The following is a 23,524-nucleotide window of genomic DNA, read 5'->3' on the forward strand; positions in this document are numbered from 1 at the left end:
AGGAAAATATATTGCAAGATAATAAGTTAAAAAATGAAATTGAGCAGGAGTTACAATCACATCCTGATCAAAGTTATAGTGTTGAAAAATTAGCTGATGACTTGAATTACCATGGATCATCAGCTTTCAAGTTAATTGTTTCAGAGCTTGCTGCCCTGGAGCGTGACCGTGCCGTAGTGGTAACTGGGAACGGTGATTTTAAAATTAATCCTAGTGAATTAAAGTTAGAAGGAATTTTTCATTCTAACCCTAAGGGTTTTGGATTTGTAAGATATGATGATGAGTTACCCGATGCATTTATTGCACCAGATGAGACCATGCATGCGATGAACTTGGATAAGGTTGAGATTCAGATCACTAAGCCAGGGGAAAAAGATTCTGATCGTGGACCGCAAGCTAAAGTGGTTAATATTCTGGAACACCACTATACTCATGTGGTAGGAGAATTTCGTCAGACTGACGATGACCATGGCTACTTAGGTCAGGTTATTTTAAAGGATAAGAAGCTCTCAGGTCTCAAATTTTACGTTGTTGATGCTGGACTTCATCCAACCCCAGGAGAAGTGGTTACTGCCGATATCACTGAGTATCCTAGTAACGAACATCCTGATTACATGGTTGGAATCGTTAAGCAGGTTATCGGAAGTGTTGACGATCCTGGGATTGATATCCTTCAGGTAGTTTATGCCCATGACGTTCCATCCCAATTTCCTGAAGATGTTTTGGAAGAAGCTGATGCCATTCCAGATCATGTTCTACCAGAGGAAACCAAAGGCCGGGAAGATATCACTGATCAAGACTTAGTCACCATTGATGGTGAATCATCAAAAGACTTAGATGATGCCGTTACCGCATGGAAGTTGCCAAACGGAAACTATCATTTAGGGGTTCACATTGCTGATGTTAGTCACTACGTTAAGCAGGGAACTCTCTTAGATCGTGAAGCGTATAAGCGTGGAACGTCAGTGTACTTAACCGATCGTGTTATTCCAATGTTACCGCGTCGTTTATCAAACGGAATCTGTTCCCTTAATGAAGGACAACTTCGTTTGTGCTTGAGTTGTGATATGGAAATTAACCAACAGGGTAAAGTGATTAAGAAGCGAATTCATCCTAGTGTGATGAAGTCAAAAGCTCGAATGACATACACTGCCGTTAATAACATTCTTGAATCAAAAGACAAGAAAACTCGGGAAGAATACCATGATTTAGTACCAATGTTTGAAACCATGGCTGAACTACACCGCATTTTATACAAACAAAGAAAACGTCGCGGTGCAATCGACTTTGATGATGATGAAGCAGAAATTATCATGAACAAGGAAGGTAAGCCAGTTGACATTAAACTGAGAACCAGAGGTTTGGCTGAAAGAATGATTGAATCATTCATGTTAGCCGCCAATGAAACGGTTGCCGAAACATATTATAAGCTTAAGGTTCCGTTCATTTATCGTGTCCATGAAACCCCAGATCCAACTCGGGTTAAGGATTTCTTTGAATTCTTGACCGCCTTTGGAATCGAGGTTAAAGCAGATCCAGATCACTTGACTCCTAAGACTTTGCAAAATATTTTAGGTAAGGTGAAGGGATTGCCTGAGGAAACGATGGTATCAGTAATGATGCTTCGAAGTTTGCAACAGGCGAAATACAGCGACAAGTGTGTGGGTCACTTTGGTTTAGGTGCCAAGTATTACACCCACTTTACCTCACCAATTCGTCGTTACCCTGATTTGTTTGTTCACCGCTTGATTCATTATTATGAAGATAATGGGATTAACGATGAAACCCGCCAAACTTACGCGGATCAAGTTGGAGAAGTAGCTGTGCACTGTTCTGAGACTGAACGTCGTGGAGTTGATACTGAACGTGATGTTGACTCAATGATGAAGGCAGAATACATGACCCAACACATTGGTGAAGAGTACGATGCCGTCGTATCATCAGTAATGAAATTTGGGATGTTCGTTGAACTACCAAACACCGTTGAAGGTTTGATTCACATTAGTAAGATGGACGATGATTACTACGAATACGTTGAAAAGTACATGGCACTCGTTGGGCGAAACACACGAAGAACCTACAAGATCGGACAGACTTTACGGGTTAAATGTGTTGCGGCCGACGTTGATCAGATGACCGTTGACTTTGAAATTGTTAAACCAGAAGATGCACCACTGAGTGAACTTTTGCCAAAGCAAGAGCACAAAAATGACAAACATCATCACAGTGGAAAGCACTCCGATGGCAAGAATCGTCGTCAGAGTTATAAGAATCAAGATCGGAGAAAGAACGGTAAGAAGGGACATTCATTTAAGATCAGAACCAAACCATCTAATAGTCGTAAAAAATAGGAGATGGGATCATGGCTAGAAAAAAGCATCAACCAACTGAAAAAAATGTAATGGCAACCAATCGAAAGGCTCGGCATGATTACTTTATTTCAGACACCTATGAAGCTGGAATATCGTTAACTGGAACTGAGATTAAATCGGTTAGAGCACGTCGAATGAATTTAAAGGATGGCTTTGTGCAGATTCGAAACGGACAGGCATATTTGATGAACGTTCACATTAGTGAGTATGCACAAGGAAATCAATTTAATCATGATCCATTACGTAATCGAAAGTTATTGTTGCATAAAAAAGAGATCAAGAAGCTTGGTGAAGCCACATTGACTAAGGGAATTACCATTGTTCCCCTGAAGGTTTATCTAAAACACGGTTATGCTAAGGTGCTTATCGGAGTGGCTAAGGGTAAACGTGAATACGATAAGCGTGAAACCATCAAGCAACGTGATACTCAACGGCAGATTGATCGTGTTATGAAACATTACTAATTAATTAGGGAGTGCTTTGGTACTCTTTTTTTGTTTACCAAGAAAGCGCTCTCTTATGGTAAAATATAATTGAGGTGTTGGAAGTGAAACCATTTATTCATAATGACTGGTGGCCAGTATTGGAGCCAGAATTTAAGAAACCGTATTATCAAAAATTAAGACATTTCTTGGTGGAAGAATACAATAATAAAACCATCTATCCAGAAATGCATCACATTTTTCAAGCATTTGAGTGGACTCCGTTTAGCAAGGTGAAGGTCGTTATTCTAGGTCAAGATCCCTATCATGGCCCACATCAAGCTAATGGACTTAGTTTTTCGGTGATGCCAGGTGTCGCTGTTCCACCATCACTAAAAAATATTTATAAGGAACTACAAAGTGATCTTGGGATTAAACCGGTTAACCATGGTTACTTAAAGAGCTGGGCTGAACAAGGCGTTTTGTTGCTGAACTCGGTTTTGACCGTTCAAGATGGAGTTGCATTTTCTCATCGTGGAAAAGGTTGGGAGAGATTAACTGATTATGCGATTGAGCAACTTTCTAAGCGACCCGAACCCGTTGTTTTCATTCTATGGGGACGTGCTGCTAGAGATAAAATCAAATTGATTAATACCGACGCTAACATTGTCATTCAATCTGCTCACCCTAGTCCTTTATCTGCTAATCGTGGTTTCTTTGGCTCCAAACCATTTTCAAAAACGAACGAAGCACTTGAAGCGATGGGGGAGAAACCAATTAACTGGAAATTACCAGAACATGTCACTGCCACTAATAAGGAGAGTTAATTATGGACCTTTTTGATAGTTTGAAAGCAAAGATCAATGGTAAGAACATCAAATTAGTATTTCCCGAAGGAGAAGATCCTCGAATTGTTGAAGCCGCAAGCCGACTTAAGAAAGACCATCTGGTTGAGCCAACGTTATTAGGTGACCCTCAGGCAATTAAACAGGTTGCTGATGAAAATGGGATTGATTTAGATGGGATTACAATTATTGATATTAATAATGTTGATCCAGCAACATTTAACCAAATGGTTGATTCATTGGTTAAGCGCCGAAATGGCAAAACCGATGAAAAGACCGCCCGTGAGTGGTTAAAAGATCCCAACTACTTTGGAACTATGATGGTATACATGGGAACCGTTGACGGAATGGTTTCAGGGGCAGCTCATCCTACTGGTGACACTGTTCGTCCTGCTTTACAAATTATTAAAACTAAACCAGGAGTAAAATTAATTAGTGGGGCCTTTGTGATGCAAAAGGGTGACACACGTTACTTGTTTGCCGATTGTGCCATTAACATTGAGTTAGACGATCAACAACTCGGTGAGGTAGCGGTTGAAAGTGCTCATACAGCCCGTTTGTTTGATATTGACCCTAAGGTTGCTCTCCTAAGTTTCTCAACGAAGGGTTCGGCAAAGGGTCCTGAAGTTGATAAGGTGCAAAGCGCAACTAAGATTGCTCAAAGGTTGGATCCAGACACGCCGATCGACGGTGAATTGCAGTTTGATGCTTCCATTGTTCCCTCGGTTGCTAAGAGTAAGGCACCAGGATCAGATGTTGCTGGTCAGGCAACGGTCTTTGTCTTTCCAGAGCTTCAGTCCGGAAACATTGGTTACAAGATTGCCCAACGATTGGGTGGTTTTGAAGCCATTGGGCCAATTCTTCAGGGATTAAATCAACCTGTTTCTGACTTATCGCGAGGATGCAATGCTGAAGATGTCTACAAGGTAGCCATCATTACGGCTACTCAAGCACTTTAATTCGAGGCGATTTATTTGATTAAATTTAAAGTCGATAGTCCTGAACAAACCGAAAAATTAGGTGAGGAACTCGCTCCAGATTTAAAAGCCGGAGATGTCATTTTACTTGATGGTGATCTGGGTGCGGGCAAAACAACCTTTACAAAAGGACTGGGTAAAGGATTTGGCATTAAGCGAAACATTAAAAGTCCTACCTTTACCATTATTCGGGAGTACAAGAACGGGCGATTACCCCTTTATCACATGGACGTCTATCGTCTTGAAGAAGGCGGAGCCGACGAGTTGGGTTTAAACGAATACTTCAATGGTGATGGAGTGAGTGTTGTGGAATGGTCGAAATTTGCGGAGGATGAACTTCCTGATGATTACTTACGGATTAAGTTCACCAGAAATGATGAGTTAGGTGATAATGATCGGACGATTGAAATGACTGCTAGTGGTGATCACTTTAATGCGATTCTAAAGTCGGGGGATTTGAACCTTGGCAGATGATGAAATCACAATTCGAGCAGCTAATTCTAAGGATGCTGCCGCATTAATTAAATTAATGAAACAGTTGAGTAAAGAATCGAAAAATTTCACCACTGACGTTCAGGTTGATCAGTTGACTGCTGAAACCGAAGCTGAGGCGATTGATGCTGTTAACGCTACGGGGACTAATCTCATTATGGTGGCGATTGCTGGAACAAAGCTAATCGGAGTTTTAAGTATCAGTCAGGTTGCTCATACTGTCGGTGAACTTGGAGTGGCAATTTTATCCGACTATCAAGACATGGGACTTGGCACCTACTTGATTCAAGAAGCCATTGATTGGATTGCTAATTTTAGTCAATTGGACGAATTAACTTTATCGGTTCTAAAAGCCAACCAGGGCGCGTTTCGATTGTATAAAAAACTAGGATTTGTTGTTACTGGTCAAGATGATCATGTAATTGAAATGAAAATGAACATAAAAAAAGGCTGAGAATAAATCTCAGTCTTTTTAAATGGATTTAACAAACGGTTTAATGGCATTTTTACCAAACTGTTGGTATTCGTAAATTAGGATATTAGCGCACGCTAGGCTGTCGTCTAAGGCGTTGTGGTGGTGCTGTAATTCGATCCCTAAATTTTGACTAACCGTGTTTAGTTTATGATTAACAAATCCAGGATAAAACTTTTTTGAAGTTTTAACGGTATCAAGAGTTTGGTAGTGAGGTTGTCTTAAACCATATCGCTCCAAACTTTTCTTTAAGACACTGTTATCGAAGTTATTGTTATGAGCAATTACCAATTTGTTTCGATCGAAGAGGGGATTAATTTGGTCCCAAACTTCTGGAAACGTTGGTGAATCGACTACATCTTTTTCGTGAATACCATGAACGTTGATATTTCGCCAGTTAAACTCACATTCGGGGTTGATTAATGAGTAAAATTCATCAACCACCTCGTCGTTTCTTACGATCGTTAGTGCAACCGAACATGCACTAGCACGCTTCCCAGCAGCGGTTTCAAAGTCGATTGCCGCAAAATTCATTTAAATGATCCTCTCTAATTAAGTTTAAGTCCGTCAGTAATTAATTGAATTGGAGCGTGATCCGAACCCATCACGTTACCTAAAATATTTGATTCAGCCACGTCGTTTTGAATGGAGTCAGAAACTAGGAAATAGTCCATTCTCCAACCACGATCACGTGCTCGTTCGTCGTATCTATAACTCCACCAAGTGTAGGCACCACTTTGATGAGGATGGAGGGCTCGAAATGTGTCGACAAATCCTGAAGCTAAAAGACGACCAAAATCATCACGTTCTTGTTGTGTGTACCCAGCTTTATGATGATCTTCTTCAGGATCGTCAATATCGATTGGCTGGTAGGCGACGCTCATGTCACCACCAATTATGACTGGCTTGGTGCCAGTAAGTTTGTTAACAAAGGTAATAAATTTTTGGTCCCAATCAAGGCGATAATCAAGTCTTTGTAACTCTTCGCCTGAGTTGGGAACATACGTGTTAATTAAATAAAAGTCAGGATATTCAAGGGTTAGGCAACGACCTTCAACATCAGTATCAGTCCCATCAACGCCATAAATGACGTTTTGAGCCTTGTGCTTTGTGAAAGTTGTTACTCCAGCGTAACCGGGGCGTTCAGCTGAATCCCAGTATTGATAGTAATTACCAGGAACTTCTAAAGCAATATCATTTTCATGAACCCGAGTTTCTTGGACGTTAAAAAAGTCAGCATCAATTTCATTGAAAAATTCGTAAAAATTCTTTTTAACTGCGGATCGTAAACCATTTACATTCCATGAGATAAAATTCATTGTATCCCCTCCTTCAATGCCAGTATATCACGATCGGAAGTGTTTAAATAATGATAACGTGCTAGAATATAGTGTGTATATTTAGAAAGGAAAATGACGATGGTTGAAGACTTAACAAACAAATTCAAGGAGATTGAAATCTTAAAAGATGAGCCACTTTCCAATTATTCTTGGACTAAGACTGGTGGAAAAGCTGATTTTCTCGCATTTCCCTCATCATTTAAAGAAACCGAAGAATTATTAAACTATGCAAACGAAATTAAAATGCCAATTACGGTGCTGGGTAATGCCAGTAATCTGATTGTTCGAGATGGCGGAATTCGGGGATTAACAATTATCCTCACTAAAATGAATGCCATTCGAACTGAGGACCATCGGGTGATTGCGGAAGCAGGAGCTGCTTATATTGACGTAACTAAAGCCGCTCAAAAAGCTGGCTTAACCGGCCTAGAATTTGCGGCTGGAATTCCAGGAAGTGTCGGTGGTGGTGTGTTCATGAACGCTGGAGCTTACGGTGGGGAAACTCAGTATATTTTGGAGTCAGCAACGGTCTTAACCCCACAGGGTGAGATCATTGTTTTAAATAATGATCAATTGGATTTTGGGTATCGTCATAGTAGTATCCAAGACTATGGTGATGTGGTACTAGAAGCCACTTTCAAGTTGGAACCTGGTAATAAGCCAGAAATCCAGAGTGAAATGGATCATCTAAACTACCTCAGAAGATCGAAACAACCCTTAGAGTGGCCTTCATGTGGAAGTGTCTTTAAACGTCCCAAGGGTTATTTTGCTGGTAAACTAATCCATGATGCTGGCCTGCAGGGATATCGATCTGGTGGAGCTGAAGTTTCTAAGAAGCACGCTGGATTTATTATTAACGTTGGTGGTGCCACCGCTACCGATTATTTAAATGTGATCAAACACGTTCAAGAAACGGTTTATCATGATAATCAGGTTCACCTTGAAACCGAAGTCAGGATCATTGGTGAACCAAAATAGGAGGGAAGTAGCATATGGTAATAGTTGAAGCAGTCATCACGTTAATCGTTTTAGTCCTGCTTTCTAGCATTATCTCCCACTATGTCACGAAAATTCCGGTTAGTTTAATTCAAATTTTACTTGGTTTAGGATTAGCTCTTTTCTTTAAGTTTAAGATTGATTTAAACACTGACTGGTTTTTACTGTTGTTCATTGCCCCACTACTATTCAATGATGGACGAGATTTTCCGAAGCGTGAGTTGTGGGAATTGCGAGGACCGATTTTTGAAAATGCCATCTGGTTAGTCTTTATTACGACCATTATTGGTGGTTATTTTGTCAATTGGCTAGTGCCATCGATGCCACTAGCGGCCTGTTTTGCCTTAATTGCCATTCTATCTCCCACCGATCCGATTGCCGTCCAATCAATTTCAAAACGAGTTCATCTACCAAGTAACATCCTGCATCTGGTATCTGGAGAAAGTTTGATAAACGATGCCAGTGGGCTAATTGCGTTTAAGTATGCAATTGCAGCGGTTGTAACGGGATATTTTTCTTTGAAAAATGCAGCGGTTGACTTTGTCTATACCGCGCTGGTAGGTTTGATTATTGGAATTGTCGGCATGTCGCTGATCATTGTTTTACGAAACTTACTATTAAAGGTCCATTTTAACGATGTTATCTTTAATGTGGTTCTCCATATCTTGACCCCGTTTATTATCTACGTCATTGCAGAAGATGCTTTGCATGCCTCGGGAGTGATTGCGGTCGTTGCGGCTGGAATTATTGATCATTTGCAGACCAATGTTGCTAACACTAAGTCACCCGAGGTAAACCTATTAACGAATCGAACCTGGGATGTCATTGTGTACTGTTTAAATGGAATTGTCTTTTTAATTCTAGGGATTGAGCTGCCAGTTGCTACCCGGGTTGTTATCAATGGATCAGAGTATCGAACTCTAGCATCATTCGGAATTGCCTTCGCAGTTTGGGTGGCCCTATTGGTAATTCGAGTGGTTTGGATTTTAGGTTATGAGTTATTTTCATACTATGTAACCAAACGTTCCAATCGAAAGCCAAGTTTGTCGGTGGCCCTTTTAGCCGGAATTTCAGGAGTACGTGGGGCCATTACGATGGCCGGAATTCTTTCTGTTCCTGCTCTCTTATCGGATGGAAAAGCCTTTCCGGATCGTTCGCTAATGCTTTTCATTGCGGCAATGGTAATTGTCATTAGTTTAGTGGCTGCAACGATTATTTTGCCAATTATCTCGCCTGGTGCTAGTCCGCTTGAGACTCGGGCCTCTTTGATTGATAAAGACGAAGATGATGACGAAACAGAAGACGAAAAGGACGAACAAGCGGGTTACGTTTCAGAGGACGATGCGCGCATTTTTATCATCAAAAGTGCCATTGCAAGTCTTGAAAATAACAAAACGAATGATAACGAACGTGCGGTTTACGACACGGTTTTAGACTATCAAGTTGAGTTAAGAAATCTTTTGCGTAAGACTCGGGACGATAGTGCAGAAAGTAAGTCGTTAAACGAAGAATTGAGTTTAAGACGGGTCGCTTTAGAAGGGAAACGAGACGCCATTAAAGAACTGTATCGAGAAAAACAAATTTCTAAAGATACGTACTGGATTGCCAATCGTCGGATTAACCGGGAAGAACGTCGGATGTTTGCGAACGGTTATGATGGATACAAAAAGAACCACTGGTATTATCCAGGATGGTTCTCGTCGATCCTTCATTCCATTAAGAGTTGGCAGGTTAGTGAGTCCGAAAGTAAGAAAACGAAGAGTGAATTACGGTTGGTCACGGTAGTAGGTGATCAGGCTGCTATTGATGCCATTTCTGACTTTTTGAGTCGAAGTGACATCAACGAGCAGGATTTTGATTCACAAATTATTCACTTTATTATTACCTTTTATCAAAGTCAGATTGAACGAGCTCATTCCTACAATGATCCTGATGAGGATGACGAGGAATATGAGTACCAGCTTCTACGGCTTCGTTCAATTGCACTTGAAGCTGAGCGACGCGCGGTGGAAAGGTTGATTAACAATCGTAAAGTTAGCCACGCAATGGGGCTGCACCTGCGTCAGGATATTAATTATAAGGAAACATTAATGTTAAGTGATAACTAAAAAAGGCCTTACACTTTTAAAGTGTAAGGCCTTTTGGTTATTCCTTGTTATTACTAATAATGGTGTAAATCCAATATATCATCAACTGAAGAACGGTCATCAAAAAGACAAAGACCAACATGTGCATGTTCCACATGTTTAAGAATGGTCGAATGTACATTCGGGGTGAAAGAATCAGGTAAATGGTATGAACTCGCATGAATCTGCCTATGAACAATCCGATTGAACTGGCTACCGTTAAGATGACAATGGTAACGAAATTCGAAAAGTTGCCTGGCAAATGGATCTTGACATCGATGGCTTTAGCAACATGGACTAAACTCCAGAAACCGATGAACGCGCAACTTAGTGCGCTAATCATTAAACAGGTGTACAAAAACCACACATGCGGATCCAGTCTAAGGAGGCCATTAGCTTCGTCTGGATGTAACCAGGCGAGATGCAGAAGGTCGGTTAGAATATAAGGTGAATTTGGATAGAAAAGTAACCACAGAAGTGACAAAAGCCAAAAAACAAAACTATTTTGATGAGGTTTATTGCCAATGTGAAAACTCAATTCAATGGTAATGTAACCCAATAGTGTATTCAGTGCTAAAAATCCAAATCGTGTATCACGAAGGAATAAGAACAGTAGCACCATCCATCCGATGAAAAATATTCTAACTTGCCATTTTTTGTTTTGTGACATGATAATTCGACCCCTTTTCCTCTATATATAAATTAAACCCCAAATTAAAGAAAAAAACTAGAAATTTAACTATAGAATTAAAATTTTTTAATATTTGGAATTAGCGAAGTGCCTTTATTTAGGTAATAATTCAGTGATATAATAATATACAAACTGGAGGTTGTGCTATGGGGATTGATTGGAGTAGCTTGTTTACGTTACATAATCTAAGCAACTTAATTGATATATTAGTTGTTTGGCTCATTATTTATGAATTGATAATGCTTCTTCGTGGCACTCGTGCGGTGCAGTTATTGCGTGGAATCATTGTCATTATTATCGCCAAAATTGCCAGCTGGTACTTGGGATTAACCATGGTCTCGTGGATTCTGGACCAAATTATCAACTGGGGAGTAATTGGATGTATCATCATCTTTCAACCCGAAATTCGCCGGGGACTTGAAAAATTAGGTCGTGGATCAGTCTTTAGGTCAACTCAGAACCAGGATGAAAAGGCTGAAAGGATGATTAAAGCCTTGGATGGTGCCATTCAATACATGTCCAAACGCCGAATTGGAGCTTTGATTACCATCCAAATGCATACGGGACTCGAAGAATACATTGAAACTGGAATCAAACTTGATGCAGATATTTCCAGTCAGTTATTGATTAACATTTTTATTCCCAATACTCCCTTGCATGACGGAGCGGTCATCATTAAGGATGATAAGATTGCCGCAGCTGCGGCTTACTTGCCATTATCGCAAAGTAATCTAATTCCAAAAGAGTTAGGAACTAGGCATCGTGCTGCCGTGGGAATCTCGGAGGTTTCAGATGCTTTAACAATCGTTATTTCAGAAGAGACGGGTGAGGTCTCAATTACTAGAAATAATGAGCTTCTCCGGGGAATGACCCAAGAGGATTACTTGAAGTACTTGAGGAGTCAGTTGATTCCTAGGGAACATCCGAATCAACATCAAACCATCGTAACGCGTGCGATTAGTTTCTTCCAGAAACATTTCGGAGGTGACAAGTAGCTATGAAAAAGTTCTTTCAAAGTAAGTGGTTTTACGCTATCTTGGCACTGATTTTTACCTTCGCACTGTTCTTCTATGTCCATGATGGTAAAAATGATATGGGATTAACTAATAGCACCAGTAGTTCAACTAATACCACTCAGATGGCAGCAAATAAGTCGAAGGATCTCTCGGTTCCATTGCAACTGAATGTCAATTCAGACAAGTACTTTGTGATTGGTTATCCAGAAAAAGTGAACGTTCAATTGTCTGGGCCATCGGCTTTGGTTACGACCACCGCTAACACTCAGAATTTTAAGGTCTATGCTGACCTTGGTAATTTAGGCCCAGGTGAGCACACGGTGAAACTTCAGCAACAGGGACTTAATTCTGATATCCATAGTAAAATCAAGCCATCCAAGATTCATGTGAATATTCAACCACGACGGACGGTGAAATTCCCGGTAAAGGCTACGTACGATAAGAAAAACATTGCCTCAGGATATAAAGTTGGGAAAGCATCATCTGACGTTAGCTCGGCTAAGGTAACTGGTCCAATTGATCAAATTAATCGCATCGATTCAGTGGTGGCTAAGATAAGTCTAAAGCCCAACACCAAAAGTGATGTAAAACAGGATGCGGTGATCGAAGCTCTAGATAAAAAAGGGAAAAACATTAATGTAATTATCACTCCATCTACAAGTTCAGTTGATTTACCTGTCTCAGCGGGTGATAATAAGAGAGTGCCAGTCAAAGTTAACTTAAATAATAAGCAAGATGATAAAACATACGACGTGAAGTGTGATCCATCTGATGTCTTACTGTTAGGTGATAAGAATGCTATTAGTGGGATTAATTCAGTTAATGCTGACGTCGATGTTAGTAAGATGTCCGGTAAGAACACCAAGACGGTTTCGCTTGATACCGGTAATTCTAAGGTGAGTGGACTGGATCCATCAACGGTGAAAGTACAAGTAGACGTAAAGGATAAGTAAATCAAAGTGAGGTATTTATGAGATATTTTGGAACAGACGGAATTAGGGGAGTGGCTAATAAAGAGCTAACTCCTGAATTAGCTTTTCGCGCTGGACGAGCTGGTGGATATGCTTTAACTAAGCATAGTGTGACTGATCATCAACCACGTGTGTTGGTTGCAAGGGACACTCGCATTTCTGGTCAAATGTTGGAAGATGCATTAGTAGCTGGAATGTTATCCGTTGGCATTGAAGTTGTCCAGCTTGGAGTTGTCACAACTCCAGGAGTTGCATACTTAGTGCGTGATCAAAGCGCTGATGCGGGAGTCATGATTACAGCCTCGCATAATCCAGCTGAATTTAACGGCATTAAGTTCTTTGGTGGTGATGGATATAAGTTATCTGATGACATTGAAGCGGACATTGAGAAAATTCTTGAAAGTGATCAAGATAACCTTCCACGTCCTTCAGCTAAAGGATTAGGAACTGCGGCTGAATATAGTGAAGCTTCCCAGAAGTACCTTCATTTCTTGTCTCAAACCATTCCAGATGAATTAAGTGGGATTAAAGTTTCAGTTGATGCTGCTAATGGTGCTACTAGTAATTTAGTTCCACGTTTGTACGCTGACCTTGGACTTGATTTTAAAACTATGGCCACCTCACCCAATGGATTAAACATTAACGATCACGTTGGCTCAACTCATCCCGAACAATTGCAAAAAATGGTAGTTGAAAATGGTTCACAACTTGGGATTGCCTTTGACGGTGATGGTGATCGTTGTATTGCGGTTGACGAAAAGGGTAATATTGTCGATGGTGACAAGATTATGTATATCTGTGGAAAGTACATGGATGCCAATGGTCGTTTAAAGCATGATACGATTGTGACGACGGTGATGAGTAATCTGGGAATGTATAAAGCCATGGAAGCTAACGGTTTGAACAGTGTCAAAACCAAAGTTGGTGATCGTTACGTCGTTGAAGCAATGAAGGCTAACGGTTATAACCTTGGTGGTGAACAGTCTGGACACGTTGTCTTCCTGGACTTCAATACCACCGGAGATGGAATGTTAACTAGTTTACAATTAATGCACATCATGAAAGATACTGGTAAACCACTTTCCGAACTAGCTGATGAAGTAAAGAAGTATCCGCAAAGCCTAGTGAACGTGAAAGTTTCTGATAAAAAACATGCCATGGATCATGATGACGTTAAGAAAGCAATTGAGAAAGTTGAAAATGAAATGAATGGAAACGGACGAGTGTTGGTTCGTCCTAGTGGGACTGAACCACTGCTCCGAATAATGGTTGAAGCGCCTACTCAAGAAGAAAGCGATAAGTATGCTAATGAAATTGCGGACGTCGTTAGAGATGATATGGGAATTGAATAATTTAATGATTAGTTAATAAAAGAGTTAACGAGAGTTAACTCTTTTATTATGTTTAAATTTACGTTAAATTTTTCTTTATCAGTGCTATACCAATTTCAACTTATGTTTGACAAACACTTGTGAAACCATTATCATCAAAGATGTTAAGTATATAAATAAAGTTTAAATACATCTATACCAATTTTAAAGAGAGGTCATTCCCATGTGCGGAATCGTTGGAGTTACAGGCAATAAGAATGCAACATCCATTTTAGTTAATGGATTAGAAAAATTACAATATCGAGGATATGATTCAGCGGGAATCTTTGTGGATAGTAAGGACCACAAAGATTACTTAGTGAAAACCACTGGAAGTATCGACGATTTAAAGAAAAAGATTGGACCAGAAGTTCAGGGTACAGCTGGAATTGGACACACACGATGGGCTACTCACGGTGGCGTTAACATCGATAATGCTCATCCACAGTTTTCAGACGATGACCGTTTCTACTTAGTTCATAATGGTGTGATCGAAAACTATGAACAATTGAAGAAAGAATACTTACCAAACGTTAAGTTTCACAGTCAAACCGATACTGAGGTGGCCGTTCAGTTGGTTGATAAGTTTGTCACTGAAGATGGAATGACTACGAAGGATGCTTTCATTAAGATGCTTTCGCTACTTAAGAATTCTTCTTATGCTTTCATTTTAATGGATCGAGATGATCCCGATACTTTGTATGCCGCTAAAAACAAGAGTCCAATGTTGATCGGTTTGTGTGATGGCTTCAACGTGGTATGTTCTGATTCCATTGCCATGTTAGATGTCACCGACACCTTCTTGGAAGTTGTTGATGGAGACGTTGCCATCGTTAAACCAGATAGTGTAACCGTCTTAGATGAAAAGCGGAAGCCCGCTAAGCGGAATCAGTTCAAGGTTACTATTGATCCAAGTGCTTCTGATAAGGGTACATATCCTTACTACATGCTTAAAGAAATTGATGAACAACCCAACGTGATGAGAAAATTAGTCAAAAAATACTTTGATGCGGATGGAAACATGAACGTCGGTTGTGGTTTAATGGATAACATTCTTGATTCTGATCGTATCTATATCGTTGGTGCTGGTACTAGTTATCACGCTGGTCTGGTTGGAAAAGAATTGATGGAAAAGTACACTGGGATTCCAACTGAAGTACACGTTTCTTCTGAGTTTGCCTATGAAGAACCACTTCTTCCTAAGAAGCCATTCTTTATTTTCCTAACTCAGAGTGGGGAAACGGCTGATAGTCGTGAGGTTCTAGTGAACGTTAACAAGCAGCATTTTCCAAGCTTAACGATCACTAACGTTGCTAATTCAACGTTATCACGTGAAGCAACGTATACAATGCTGCTTAATGCTGGTCCTGAAATTTCAGTGGCTTCCACTAAGGCTTATACTGCTCAAATTGCCATTCAAGCTATCTTGGCTAAGGCAGTGGGAATGCGTGGTAATCGTCAAGTTGCCAAAGATTTCGACCTAGGTCGTCAACTAGGATTGGTAGCTACCGGAATGCAATCCATCGTTGAAGAAAAAGATAAGATTGATGAAATTGCTAAAAAGTACTTTGTCAATGCTAAACAGGCTTTCTACATCGGACGGGGTGTTGATTACACCGTTTCCCTTGAAGCTGCCTTAAAGCTAAAGGAAATTTCGTATGTTCATGCCGAAGGATTTGCTTCTGGTGAATTGAAGCATGGAACGATTGCATTGATTGAAAAGGGAACACCTGTGATCGGTATCATTACGCAAAAGAAGACGGCGGGATTAACCCGCAGCAACTTGGAAGAGACCGCTGCGCGTGGTGCCAATGCACTTACAATTGTCCGTCAGAGTCTAGCTCAGGATGGTGATACGTTCGTCATTCCCGATGTTGATGAATTGTTAACACCACTGTTAAGTGTTATTCCAGCTCAATTGATTGCTTACTACACTAGTCTGAATAAGGGATTGAACGTTGATCGTCCCCGAAATCTTGCTAAAAGTGTTACAGTTGAATAATTTTAAAAGAAGGGGTTACTTGTTGGTAACTTCTTCTTTTTGTAAATAGTATTAAGTGAGACTATTTACACTTTGACCATACCTTTACATTTGGGTGTTTTTCTCGTATTATTTTATTATCGTGTCAGTTGTAATTTTGAAATTTAGGAAGTAAACCATGGCTGAAGAAAATTATAAAATCAAAGTACAAAATGTCACTAAAGAGTATGACATGTTCAAGACTCAATCTGACAAATTAAAATCGTTTTTTTCATTATCAAAGAAGAATAAAATTCACCACTTCTGGTCTTTGATGGGAATTTCTTTTACCGTTCAACCAGGTGAGGCATTAGGAATCATTGGAGTAAATGGTTCAGGGAAATCAACCATTTCAAACATCATTTCGGGAATCATTCCCCAAACCACAGGACAGGTTGACGTTCGGGGCGATACTTCAATTGTTGCGATTAATGCTGGGTTAAGAAAGAATCTAACCGGTCGGGAAAACATTCGAATGAAATCTTTAATGCAGGGACTTACCAATCGACAGATTGATGACATGATGGATGATATCATTGCCTTCGCCGACATTGGAGACTTTGTTGATCAACCTGTGAAGGACTATTCGAGTGGAATGCGCTCACGGTTGGGATTTTCGATTGCCGTTCACATTAAACCAGACATTTTAATCATTGATGAGGCCCTATCCGTTGGTGATGACACCTTCTATCAGAAGTGTGTTGATAAGATTGACCAGTTCAAAGAAGAGGGCAAGACCATCATCTTTGTTTCCCACTCTCTGAAACAGGTTCGGTTATTGTGTGACCGAGTGGCCTGGATTAACTACGGTAAGCTTCGTAAGATTGGACCAATGGAAGAGGTTGTTTCTGAATATCAGAAGTTTATTAAATGGTTTAAATCTTTAAGTAAAAAAGAAAAGAAACAATTTCAGAAAAAAGAAAAAACGATTCAAAAGAACTTTGATATTGATAAGTATCAAAAAGAAATTACTCAGGAATACGCTGAGTCACATCCCCAAGATCATAATCCTGCTAAGACCATTCACAAACGTTTTTATAGTGAAGTGATGCAGGAGAAGATGCCATGGACCGCTAAGATCCTGACGTGGGTTGTTTTATTTGCGATGGTTTTCTTTTGCTTGGTTAACGTGTCGGGACATCCAACAATGGCGGTGGTAAGACACCCAAGCTATATTGTCAATCCAAGTAAGAAGATGCGGTATCAAAAGAAAGATGGTAAGTCAGTGATGGTTACCAAGCACGAGTATAAGCAACTAGAAAAGCATGCTTGGGGACAACGATAAAAATTTTGCTATTATTCAACCGAATAATAGCATTTTTGTTTAGGAGGATGATTTAAATGGCAATGAAAAGTCACGAAACGTTTACCTTAATTGAAGAAATTACCCGGTTAGATGGAACGAAGTACCTCGAAATCAGTAATATGGTTCAAAACGGACGGGCTGAACTTGCGGCCGAACGGAAGATGATTAAACAGGTCCGTATTCTACAGTTGAATATTCCACATTCAGTCCACGTGATTAATTATGAAAATTACATTAATCAAAACTATGAAATGCCTGCGGAGAATTTTGATCACTTTGAGGAGTGGAAACGAACGCCAGAAATGGACCAAGAAGTTCAGATGATCCTAAAGGAAAATCACATCGGCTAGCAAGTTAACTTTTGTGAATTAAATCGTTAGTTTTTGTTATCACCAAAGGGCAAATATGGCATAATAAGTGTGGATAATATTTGGAGGCGTTAGTAATGACTGAAAAATTTTTAATTGGAACTTATACCCAAAAGACAAGTAAGGGTGTTTATCAAATTGAATTAGATACCGATCAAAAACAATTAGAGAACGCCCAGTTGATCGCCAAGATCAGCTGCCCAACCTACGTTGTTGAATCAAATGATCATAAAATTTATGCCATTGATCGAAATCAGGATGAATCTGAAACTCGTGGCGGTTTAGCCGTATTTGATGGAAGTACGATGCCAGCTAAATTGATGCAAGAAGACATTGAAGTTGGTCCTTCTCCAGCTTACATTACCGTCGATGAGGGACGAAAGATGGTTTATACCGCTAACTATCATACTGGTAACGTCATTGCATATCACATTGAAGCCGACGGAACGGTTAAGGAATCCCAACGAATTCATGACGATGGGATGACCGGCCCTCTTCCAGAGCAACAAAGTGGTCCTCATCCACATTATGCTGATCTGACTCCTGATGATCGACTCGTGATTTGTGACTTGGGGTTGGACCGGGTTTACCTAGATGATGTTTCTGATGAGGGTGAAATTACCCCAGTTAGTGAAGTTCAACTCTCACCTGGATTTGGACCTCGTCATATTGCCTTTGTTGAGTCAGCGGGTAAGGCATACTTGATTGGAGAATTAAGTAGCAAGATTGCCGTCTTAGATTACAACGAAGAAGCTGGGATCTTTACCGTTCAACAAGTGGTTAAGACTGTGCCAGATGATTATAAGGATCAAAATGGTGGGGCTGCTATCCGGGTTTCAAACGATGATAAGTACGTATATGTATCTAATCGAGGCCATGATTCCATTGCCGTCTTTAAGATTTTAGATGATGGGGATTTGGAACGTATCCAAGTCATTTCAACTGAAGGTGAGTTTCCCCGTGATTTTAATTTCAATTCCGATCAATCATTTCTGATTGTGGTTAATCAAAACACTAATAACGCTACTTTATACGAACGTAATCCTGAAACGGGTAAGTTAACGATGGTGCAAAAAGATTTTGCAGTTCCTGAGGGAACCTGCGTGGCACCCCGAAAATAGTTAATTTAATTAAAAGTTAATGCCACGAAGGCATTAACTTTTTTCATTCCATTAACAAATTGATATAATTGAACTAAACAGGTGGGGTGAAAATTTTGATTAAATTAATTGTGACTGATATGAATAAAACGTTTTTAAACGAAGCTAATCGTTATGACGAGATCAAGTTTGCGAAGACGTTTCAAAAAATGAAACAGCAAAACGTTAATTTTGCCGTTGCCAGTGGGGGTCCAAACGATAAATTACAAAACCTGTTTATTGATTATCAAGATCAGATGGATTTTATTTCGCAAAATGGTTCCGTGATTTACCGTGGAAGTGACCTAGTTCATGCTGAATCATTAAGTGATGACCAAATTAAGCAAACTTTGAAAATGTTGTATGATGATTTTGGCCCTGACATTGTGGGTGTTAATGTTTCAGGTCTTAAGCATACTTACGTTGACAAAAAATTACCTGAGAAAATGTATCAGCTAATGAAGCAATACTACAGTAATACCGTTCGTGTCGATGACTTATCTGATATTTCTAGTGCTAGCACGAATGATCAACTAGTTAAAGTCGGAGTGACATTCAAACAGGGCGAGAATGTCATGCGGAAAGTCCACGAAATGCGACAAATGCTTCCTAGTGGACTGGAAAGTTTAAACTCAGGATTTAACACAGACTTAATTGGGACTCAGGGAGTTGATAAAGCCACTGGAGTTCGTTATCTGATGAGAAAATATGATGCTAACCCGGAAGAAGTGGTAACCTTTGGTGATAACGAGAATGACCTAGGGATGCTTCGGTTAACGCCCAATAGTTATGCCATGAAAAATGGAATTGCGGAAGCTAAAGATAACGCTGGCCATGTGACTGAGTTTGATAATCGACATGATGGAGTTTTACGGACGATTGATAACATTTTAGATAACCAGTAGTTTAAATTAGTAATATAATGAGATTATAAATAAACGTGAGGCGATTAAGATGAACAATGAAGAATTGAATAACATCGTTGAGGGTCGGTTGGATAAATACTTTGAAAAGTATCCCAGTACTCCAGACGTTGAAATGTACAAGATTGAATTAAAACGATCAATTGTTAAGGACGCACTAGCTAAGATTTCAGATGAAGTTACCATTAATGATGCGATCAACCAAGCTTTCTCTGATTTTGGGGATATTGATCACGCAATTAATCAAGTCATTTTTAAAGACCATGGTATCAAAGACTAATTAAGATGAGCCGAGAAGGCTTTTTTTATTGGAATACATATGATATTATTTTCATATGATATAAAATGCATATGTAGGAGGAACCATGAATAATAAGATTAGTACGAAAAAATTAGCCGAAGTTCATGAGTTATTTAAGTTATTAAGTAATCCGACCCGAATTCAGATGTTGGTGTTATTAGAGGATCACCCCATGAATGTTGGTCAGATTAGTGATGAACTTAAAATTGAACAGTCGGCAGCTTCACATCAATTGGCCATGCTCAAAAAGCACCAATTGGTTAGTAATGTCCGGGATGGCAAGTCAATTTACTATCAGCTTGATGATCCACACATTATGGATATCGTAAACGAGGGACTAGCTCATTCCGATCACGTGGTAAGAGGAGTAAAACATGGAAACTAAAAGGGTGGTTGGATATGGTATTATTGTGGAATTAGTAGCAATTACTTGGATGGTAGTAGAATTCTCGGTTGGATTTAAAGTTGGGATTGATGCCCATTCGGTAGTATTAATCGCGTTTGGTCTTGACAGTCTAATGGAAATTGTGGCTGGAATCGTGTTGTTAGTGCGATTAGGCGTCGAATTTGATGGATCCAAAATGGATATTAATCGGTTAGATCGGATTTCAACCAAAATTGTGAGTATTATTTTATTACTTTTATGTGGCTACATCTTGATTACTTCTGGATACAATTTGTTTCAGCATGAGGGGGCTGATTCCAGTCTGATGGGGATGGTCATTTCAATTATGTCGCTAATTATCATGCCATTCATTGCCTATGCCAAATACTGGATTGGAAAAGTGATTGGTTCGGATGCTCTAATTCAGGATGCCATGTGTAGTGTGACCTGTGCCTATCTGGCTGGGACAGTTTTGGTTGGAGTTCTAATTAATTATTTCTTTCATATCTGGTGGATCGATTCAGTCGCCGCAATTCTAATTGTTTTCATTATCGGGAAAGAGGCATTAGAATGTTTTGTAGATGACTAATCTTGACAAGTAATATTATAGAACTATAATAATAATTGTATAAAGTTTAGTTGCACAAAACTGAAAAGACGAGGTGTTAAGTATGAGTGAAAACAATTATCAATTTGATGTATTGTATTTAGGAAGCGGACACGGTGCTTTTAACGGTGCTATTCCACTGGCCTTAAAGGGTAAAAAAGCTGGCATTATTGAAGTTGGAAAAATTGGTGGAACCTGCCCTAACAGAGGTTGTAACGCTAAGATTGCCTTAGACTTCCCAGTTAAGATGAAAAAAGACGTTGATAACTTTCAAGGGCATGGTTTAGATGGTACTCCTAAGATTAATTGGGCAGACAACGTTAAGCATGAAAAAGAAGTTATCAGTCAATTACCTGGTGGAATTGAACAAGGCTTAAAGAGTGTTGGAATTGACGTTATTCATGGATATGGAAAAATTGTTGATGCGCATACAATCGAAGTTAATGATACTAAATATACCGCTGACAAGCTTGTTGTAGCCACTGGTGCTCATTACCACAAGATTGATATTCCTGGTGCTGATTTAGCAAACGATGGAACTGATTTCTTGAACCTCGAAAAACAACCAGACCGTATGACAGTTATCGGTGGTGGATACATTGCGATCGAATTTGCAACCATCGCTGCTAATGCTGGCACTAAAGTTACGATCTTATTGCACCATGACAAAGCTTTAAGAAAGTTCTACCAACCATTTGTTGAAGACTTACTTAAAGATCTTGAAGCTCAAGGTGTTCAAGTTGTTCGTGACGTAAATCCAGAATCAATTGAAAAATCTGGTGACAGCTTTGTTGTTAAGACAAACAAAGATGACTACGATGCTGATTGGATTCTTGATGCAACTGGACGTGATCCAAACGTTGAAGGCTTTGGCCTTAAAGAAGTTGGCGTTGATTACGACAAGAACGGAATCAAAGTTGACGATCACCTTCAAACTTCAGTTGACAGTATCTATGCTGCCGGTGATGTTCTTGACAAGAAGGTTGGTAAGTTAACACCAACTGCCATCTATGAATCAATGTACTTGACCAAGTTATTTACTGGTGCAACTACTGACCCAATCGAATATCCTGCTGTTCCAAGTGCTGTCTTTGCTTCACCACGAATTGCTGAAATTGGTGTTAGTGTTGATGAAGCTAAAGCTAACCCTGACAAGTATGATGTTAAAGAATCAGATCTTTCGACTGATTGGTTCAGATTTGCTATGCAAGAAAACAAAGGTAAGACCATTGCTGTTACCGATAAGCAAGGTTACCTGGTAGGTGCAACTGAAATCAGTTCTGAAGCTGATAATGTGATTAGCATCTTGGCTCCATTTATTGAGTACCATATCTCACCTGAAAAGATGAGTAACTTGATTCCATTGTTCCCAACCTTAGGTTCTGAAACTTTGAATCATCTATAAAATAAAATACGCAAAATAAAAAGTTCGCCGATTGGCGAACTTTTTTGTGTCTAATTATTAATTATTTGAGAAATTCAGGCTTTTTAAAGTCTGGATCAGGATAGGTGTAGAATCCCTTGCCTGATTCTCGACCGATCTTACCTTGGTCAATCATTGTCTTGAACTTTTCGGAGGCCTTCTTAACTTCAGGATTAGTTGACATCTTGGTGATGTCGTACATGGTCTTCATTCCAATGCTATCCATGATAGCGAATGGACCAAGTGGGGCACCGGTTCCGATCATCCATGCTCGGTCAATGGTTTCAGGATCAGAAACGCCGTTGTTCCAGAGAACGAGGGCATCTGACAAGAAGGGTACTAAAAGTGAATTTAAAAGGTAACCCGGTTGTTCCTTGTTGACTAAGATAGGTACCATTCCGATTTCGCGTGAAAATTGTTCCATTTCCTTTGGAAGATCTTTACTAGTCTTTGATTGAGACATGATTTCAGCGGTGTTGTTCTTCCAGATGGAGTTAGCGAAGTGATAACCCAAGTATTTTTCAGGGCGACCAGTTGCATCAGCAAACTCTGATGGGAGTAAGGTCGATGTGTTGGTAACGATGACGGTGTCCGGATCAGCTAAATCACTGAACTTCTTGTAAAAATCATTTTTAACATCTGGGTCTTCAGAAAGAGCTTCGACTACTAAGTCGGCGCCCTTAAGAGCGGCCTTTAAATCAGTGGTGTAATGAAGATGTGCTTCGGCATCTTTAACTTGTTGATCAGTAGCACCGATATCTTTTTTTACGGCTTCTTCCCAACGAGCAACTCGAGCCTTGGCACGATCTAAGGATCCGTCAGAGCGGCCCCAGATAGTAGTATTTTTTCCATGAAAAGCTGACATGAAGGCAATTTGTGATCCTAAAGTTCCTCCACCGACAACTACAACGTTATTGAATGTCATTGTGAATTCCTCCTGTGTTCTTATTTATTGCTTAAAT

The 23,524-nt window shown here is 39.8% G+C and carries 24 protein-coding genes; 20 read left to right on the forward strand and 4 right to left on the reverse strand.

Going from position 1 to position 23,524, the window contains the following annotated elements:
• Positions 1 to 11 precede the first annotated feature (11 nt).
• The 6 genes from rnr (at position 12) to FC73_RS03930 (ending at position 5,562) form a co-directional block, all read left to right on the forward strand.
• Complete coding sequence (rnr, locus tag FC73_RS03905; protein ID WP_010021873.1) at positions 12 to 2,351, forward strand: ribonuclease R; 2,340 nt, start codon at positions 12 to 14, stop codon at positions 2,349 to 2,351.
• 11 nt (positions 2,352 to 2,362) lie between these two features.
• Positions 2,363 to 2,836 (forward strand): SsrA-binding protein SmpB, encoded by a 474-nt coding sequence (gene smpB / locus FC73_RS03910; RefSeq protein WP_010021874.1) that lies wholly within the window; start codon positions 2,363 to 2,365, stop codon positions 2,834 to 2,836.
• Positions 2,837 to 2,919: 83 nt separating this feature from the next.
• Positions 2,920 to 3,621, forward strand: a complete 702-nt coding sequence (locus FC73_RS03915; protein ID WP_010021875.1) for a uracil-DNA glycosylase — start codon at positions 2,920 to 2,922, stop codon at positions 3,619 to 3,621.
• 2 nt (positions 3,622 to 3,623) lie between these two features.
• Positions 3,624 to 4,598 (forward strand): phosphate acetyltransferase, encoded by a 975-nt coding sequence (gene pta / locus FC73_RS03920; RefSeq protein ID WP_010021876.1) that lies wholly within the window; start codon positions 3,624 to 3,626, stop codon positions 4,596 to 4,598.
• A 15-nt stretch (positions 4,599 to 4,613) separates the two neighbouring features.
• Positions 4,614 to 5,090, forward strand: a complete 477-nt coding sequence (tsaE, locus tag FC73_RS03925) for a tRNA (adenosine(37)-N6)-threonylcarbamoyltransferase complex ATPase subunit type 1 TsaE (protein ID WP_010021879.1) — start codon at positions 4,614 to 4,616, stop codon at positions 5,088 to 5,090.
• Positions 5,080 to 5,562: a GNAT family N-acetyltransferase gene (locus FC73_RS03930; RefSeq protein ID WP_010021881.1), complete on the forward strand. Its 483-nt coding sequence runs from the start codon at positions 5,080 to 5,082 to the stop codon at positions 5,560 to 5,562. The genes tsaE and FC73_RS03930 overlap by 11 nt, the downstream gene beginning before the upstream one ends.
• Positions 5,563 to 5,580: 18 nt before the next feature.
• Here FC73_RS03930 and FC73_RS03935 read toward each other — a convergent pair whose 3' ends face one another.
• Both FC73_RS03935 and FC73_RS03940 read right to left on the reverse strand, forming a co-directional pair.
• Positions 5,581 to 6,114, reverse strand: coding sequence for a 3'-5' exonuclease (locus FC73_RS03935; RefSeq protein ID WP_010021882.1), 534 nt, complete (start codon positions 6,112 to 6,114; stop codon positions 5,581 to 5,583).
• Positions 6,115 to 6,128: 14 nt separating this feature from the next.
• A complete protein-coding gene (locus tag FC73_RS03940) occupies positions 6,129 to 6,899 on the reverse strand; it encodes an exodeoxyribonuclease III (protein WP_010021883.1) in 771 nt (256 codons plus the stop codon).
• Between the two features lie 99 nt (positions 6,900 to 6,998).
• Between FC73_RS03940 and murB the strand changes: the two genes are divergently transcribed.
• Positions 6,999 to 7,898: a UDP-N-acetylmuramate dehydrogenase gene (gene murB, locus FC73_RS03945; protein ID WP_010021884.1), complete on the forward strand. Its 900-nt coding sequence runs from the start codon at positions 6,999 to 7,001 to the stop codon at positions 7,896 to 7,898.
• A gap of 14 nt (positions 7,899 to 7,912) precedes the next feature.
• The gene (locus FC73_RS03950) at positions 7,913 to 10,024 is read left to right on the forward strand and encodes a cation:proton antiporter (RefSeq protein ID WP_010021885.1); all 2,112 of its coding nucleotides are present in this window, start codon (positions 7,913 to 7,915) and stop codon (positions 10,022 to 10,024) included.
• A 37-nt stretch (positions 10,025 to 10,061) separates the two neighbouring features.
• Here the strand turns inward: FC73_RS03950 and FC73_RS03955 are convergent, their stop codons facing one another.
• The gene (locus FC73_RS03955; RefSeq protein ID WP_010021887.1) at positions 10,062 to 10,712 is read right to left on the reverse strand and encodes a DUF1361 domain-containing protein; all 651 of its coding nucleotides are present in this window, start codon (positions 10,710 to 10,712) and stop codon (positions 10,062 to 10,064) included.
• 167 nt (positions 10,713 to 10,879) lie between these two features.
• Here FC73_RS03955 and cdaA point away from each other — a divergent pair, with 167 nt between their 5' ends.
• The 12 genes from cdaA (at position 10,880) to FC73_RS04015 (ending at position 22,544) form a co-directional block, all read left to right on the forward strand.
• The gene (cdaA, locus tag FC73_RS03960; RefSeq protein WP_010021889.1) at positions 10,880 to 11,728 is read left to right on the forward strand and encodes a diadenylate cyclase CdaA; all 849 of its coding nucleotides are present in this window, start codon (positions 10,880 to 10,882) and stop codon (positions 11,726 to 11,728) included.
• A gap of 2 nt (positions 11,729 to 11,730) precedes the next feature.
• Positions 11,731 to 12,702, forward strand: a complete 972-nt coding sequence (locus FC73_RS03965) for a CdaR family protein (RefSeq protein ID WP_010021891.1) — start codon at positions 11,731 to 11,733, stop codon at positions 12,700 to 12,702.
• Between the two features lie 17 nt (positions 12,703 to 12,719).
• Positions 12,720 to 14,072: a phosphoglucosamine mutase gene (gene glmM, locus FC73_RS03970; protein ID WP_010021892.1), complete on the forward strand. Its 1,353-nt coding sequence runs from the start codon at positions 12,720 to 12,722 to the stop codon at positions 14,070 to 14,072.
• 202 nt (positions 14,073 to 14,274) lie between these two features.
• Complete coding sequence (gene glmS, locus FC73_RS03975) at positions 14,275 to 16,092, forward strand: glutamine--fructose-6-phosphate transaminase (isomerizing) (protein ID WP_010021894.1); 1,818 nt, start codon at positions 14,275 to 14,277, stop codon at positions 16,090 to 16,092.
• A 157-nt stretch (positions 16,093 to 16,249) separates the two neighbouring features.
• Positions 16,250 to 17,395 (forward strand): ABC transporter ATP-binding protein, encoded by a 1,146-nt coding sequence (locus tag FC73_RS03980; RefSeq protein ID WP_082587784.1) that lies wholly within the window; start codon positions 16,250 to 16,252, stop codon positions 17,393 to 17,395.
• A gap of 56 nt (positions 17,396 to 17,451) precedes the next feature.
• On the forward strand, positions 17,452 to 17,766 hold the full coding sequence (locus FC73_RS03985) for a hypothetical protein (protein ID WP_010021900.1): 315 nt from the start codon (positions 17,452 to 17,454) through the stop codon (positions 17,764 to 17,766).
• A 95-nt stretch (positions 17,767 to 17,861) separates the two neighbouring features.
• Positions 17,862 to 18,905 (forward strand): lactonase family protein, encoded by a 1,044-nt coding sequence (locus tag FC73_RS03990; protein WP_010021901.1) that lies wholly within the window; start codon positions 17,862 to 17,864, stop codon positions 18,903 to 18,905.
• Between the two features lie 95 nt (positions 18,906 to 19,000).
• The gene (locus FC73_RS03995; RefSeq protein WP_010021902.1) at positions 19,001 to 19,828 is read left to right on the forward strand and encodes an HAD-IIB family hydrolase; all 828 of its coding nucleotides are present in this window, start codon (positions 19,001 to 19,003) and stop codon (positions 19,826 to 19,828) included.
• 49 nt (positions 19,829 to 19,877) lie between these two features.
• Entirely contained in the window at positions 19,878 to 20,126 is a 249-nt protein-coding gene (locus FC73_RS04000; protein ID WP_010021903.1) for a hypothetical protein, read from the forward strand.
• Between the two features lie 85 nt (positions 20,127 to 20,211).
• Entirely contained in the window at positions 20,212 to 20,532 is a 321-nt protein-coding gene (locus tag FC73_RS04005; protein WP_010021904.1) for an ArsR/SmtB family transcription factor, read from the forward strand.
• The gene (locus FC73_RS04010) at positions 20,522 to 21,121 is read left to right on the forward strand and encodes a cation efflux transmembrane domain-containing protein (protein WP_010021905.1); all 600 of its coding nucleotides are present in this window, start codon (positions 20,522 to 20,524) and stop codon (positions 21,119 to 21,121) included. Before FC73_RS04005 ends, FC73_RS04010 begins: the two co-directional genes overlap by 11 nt.
• An 82-nt stretch (positions 21,122 to 21,203) precedes the next feature.
• The gene (locus FC73_RS04015; protein ID WP_010021906.1) at positions 21,204 to 22,544 is read left to right on the forward strand and encodes a dihydrolipoyl dehydrogenase family protein; all 1,341 of its coding nucleotides are present in this window, start codon (positions 21,204 to 21,206) and stop codon (positions 22,542 to 22,544) included.
• Positions 22,545 to 22,605: 61 nt separating this feature from the next.
• On the opposite strand, the gene FC73_RS04020 is transcribed toward FC73_RS04015, so the two are convergent.
• Positions 22,606 to 23,487 carry a 3-hydroxyacyl-CoA dehydrogenase gene (locus FC73_RS04020; RefSeq protein ID WP_010021908.1) on the reverse strand — a complete coding sequence of 294 codons (882 nt, stop codon included), beginning with the start codon at positions 23,485 to 23,487 and terminating at the stop codon, positions 22,606 to 22,608.
• Positions 23,488 to 23,524: the final 37 nt, after the last annotated feature.

It is taken from the genome of Fructilactobacillus fructivorans (assembly GCF_001434095.1).
GTDB classification, from domain to species: Bacteria; Bacillota; Bacilli; order Lactobacillales; family Lactobacillaceae; genus Fructilactobacillus; species Fructilactobacillus fructivorans.

Coding starts and splice junctions, on each gene's coding strand:
- FC73_RS03940 (WP_010021883.1), bottom strand. CDS start 6,899: ATGAATTTTATCTCATGGAATGTAAATGGTTTACGATCCGCAGTTAAA.
- glmS (WP_010021894.1), top strand. CDS start 14,275: ATGTGCGGAATCGTTGGAGTTACAGGCAATAAGAATGCAACATCCATT.
- FC73_RS04010 (WP_010021905.1), top strand. CDS start 20,522: ATGGAAACTAAAAGGGTGGTTGGATATGGTATTATTGTGGAATTAGTA.
- FC73_RS04000 (WP_010021903.1), top strand. CDS start 19,878: ATGAACAATGAAGAATTGAATAACATCGTTGAGGGTCGGTTGGATAAA.
- murB (WP_010021884.1), top strand. CDS start 6,999: ATGGTTGAAGACTTAACAAACAAATTCAAGGAGATTGAAATCTTAAAA.
- FC73_RS04020 (WP_010021908.1), bottom strand. CDS start 23,487: ATGACATTCAATAACGTTGTAGTTGTCGGTGGAGGAACTTTAGGATCA.
- cdaA (WP_010021889.1), top strand. CDS start 10,880: ATGGGGATTGATTGGAGTAGCTTGTTTACGTTACATAATCTAAGCAAC.
- glmM (WP_010021892.1), top strand. CDS start 12,720: ATGAGATATTTTGGAACAGACGGAATTAGGGGAGTGGCTAATAAAGAG.
- FC73_RS04005 (WP_010021904.1), top strand. CDS start 20,212: ATGAATAATAAGATTAGTACGAAAAAATTAGCCGAAGTTCATGAGTTA.
- smpB (WP_010021874.1), top strand. CDS start 2,363: ATGGCTAGAAAAAAGCATCAACCAACTGAAAAAAATGTAATGGCAACC.
- pta (WP_010021876.1), top strand. CDS start 3,624: ATGGACCTTTTTGATAGTTTGAAAGCAAAGATCAATGGTAAGAACATC.
- FC73_RS03985 (WP_010021900.1), top strand. CDS start 17,452: ATGGCAATGAAAAGTCACGAAACGTTTACCTTAATTGAAGAAATTACC.
- FC73_RS03950 (WP_010021885.1), top strand. CDS start 7,913: ATGGTAATAGTTGAAGCAGTCATCACGTTAATCGTTTTAGTCCTGCTT.
- FC73_RS03990 (WP_010021901.1), top strand. CDS start 17,862: ATGACTGAAAAATTTTTAATTGGAACTTATACCCAAAAGACAAGTAAG.
- FC73_RS03980 (WP_082587784.1), top strand. CDS start 16,250: ATGGCTGAAGAAAATTATAAAATCAAAGTACAAAATGTCACTAAAGAG.
- FC73_RS03955 (WP_010021887.1), bottom strand. CDS start 10,712: ATGTCACAAAACAAAAAATGGCAAGTTAGAATATTTTTCATCGGATGG.
- FC73_RS04015 (WP_010021906.1), top strand. CDS start 21,204: ATGAGTGAAAACAATTATCAATTTGATGTATTGTATTTAGGAAGCGGA.
- FC73_RS03935 (WP_010021882.1), bottom strand. CDS start 6,114: ATGAATTTTGCGGCAATCGACTTTGAAACCGCTGCTGGGAAGCGTGCT.
- FC73_RS03965 (WP_010021891.1), top strand. CDS start 11,731: ATGAAAAAGTTCTTTCAAAGTAAGTGGTTTTACGCTATCTTGGCACTG.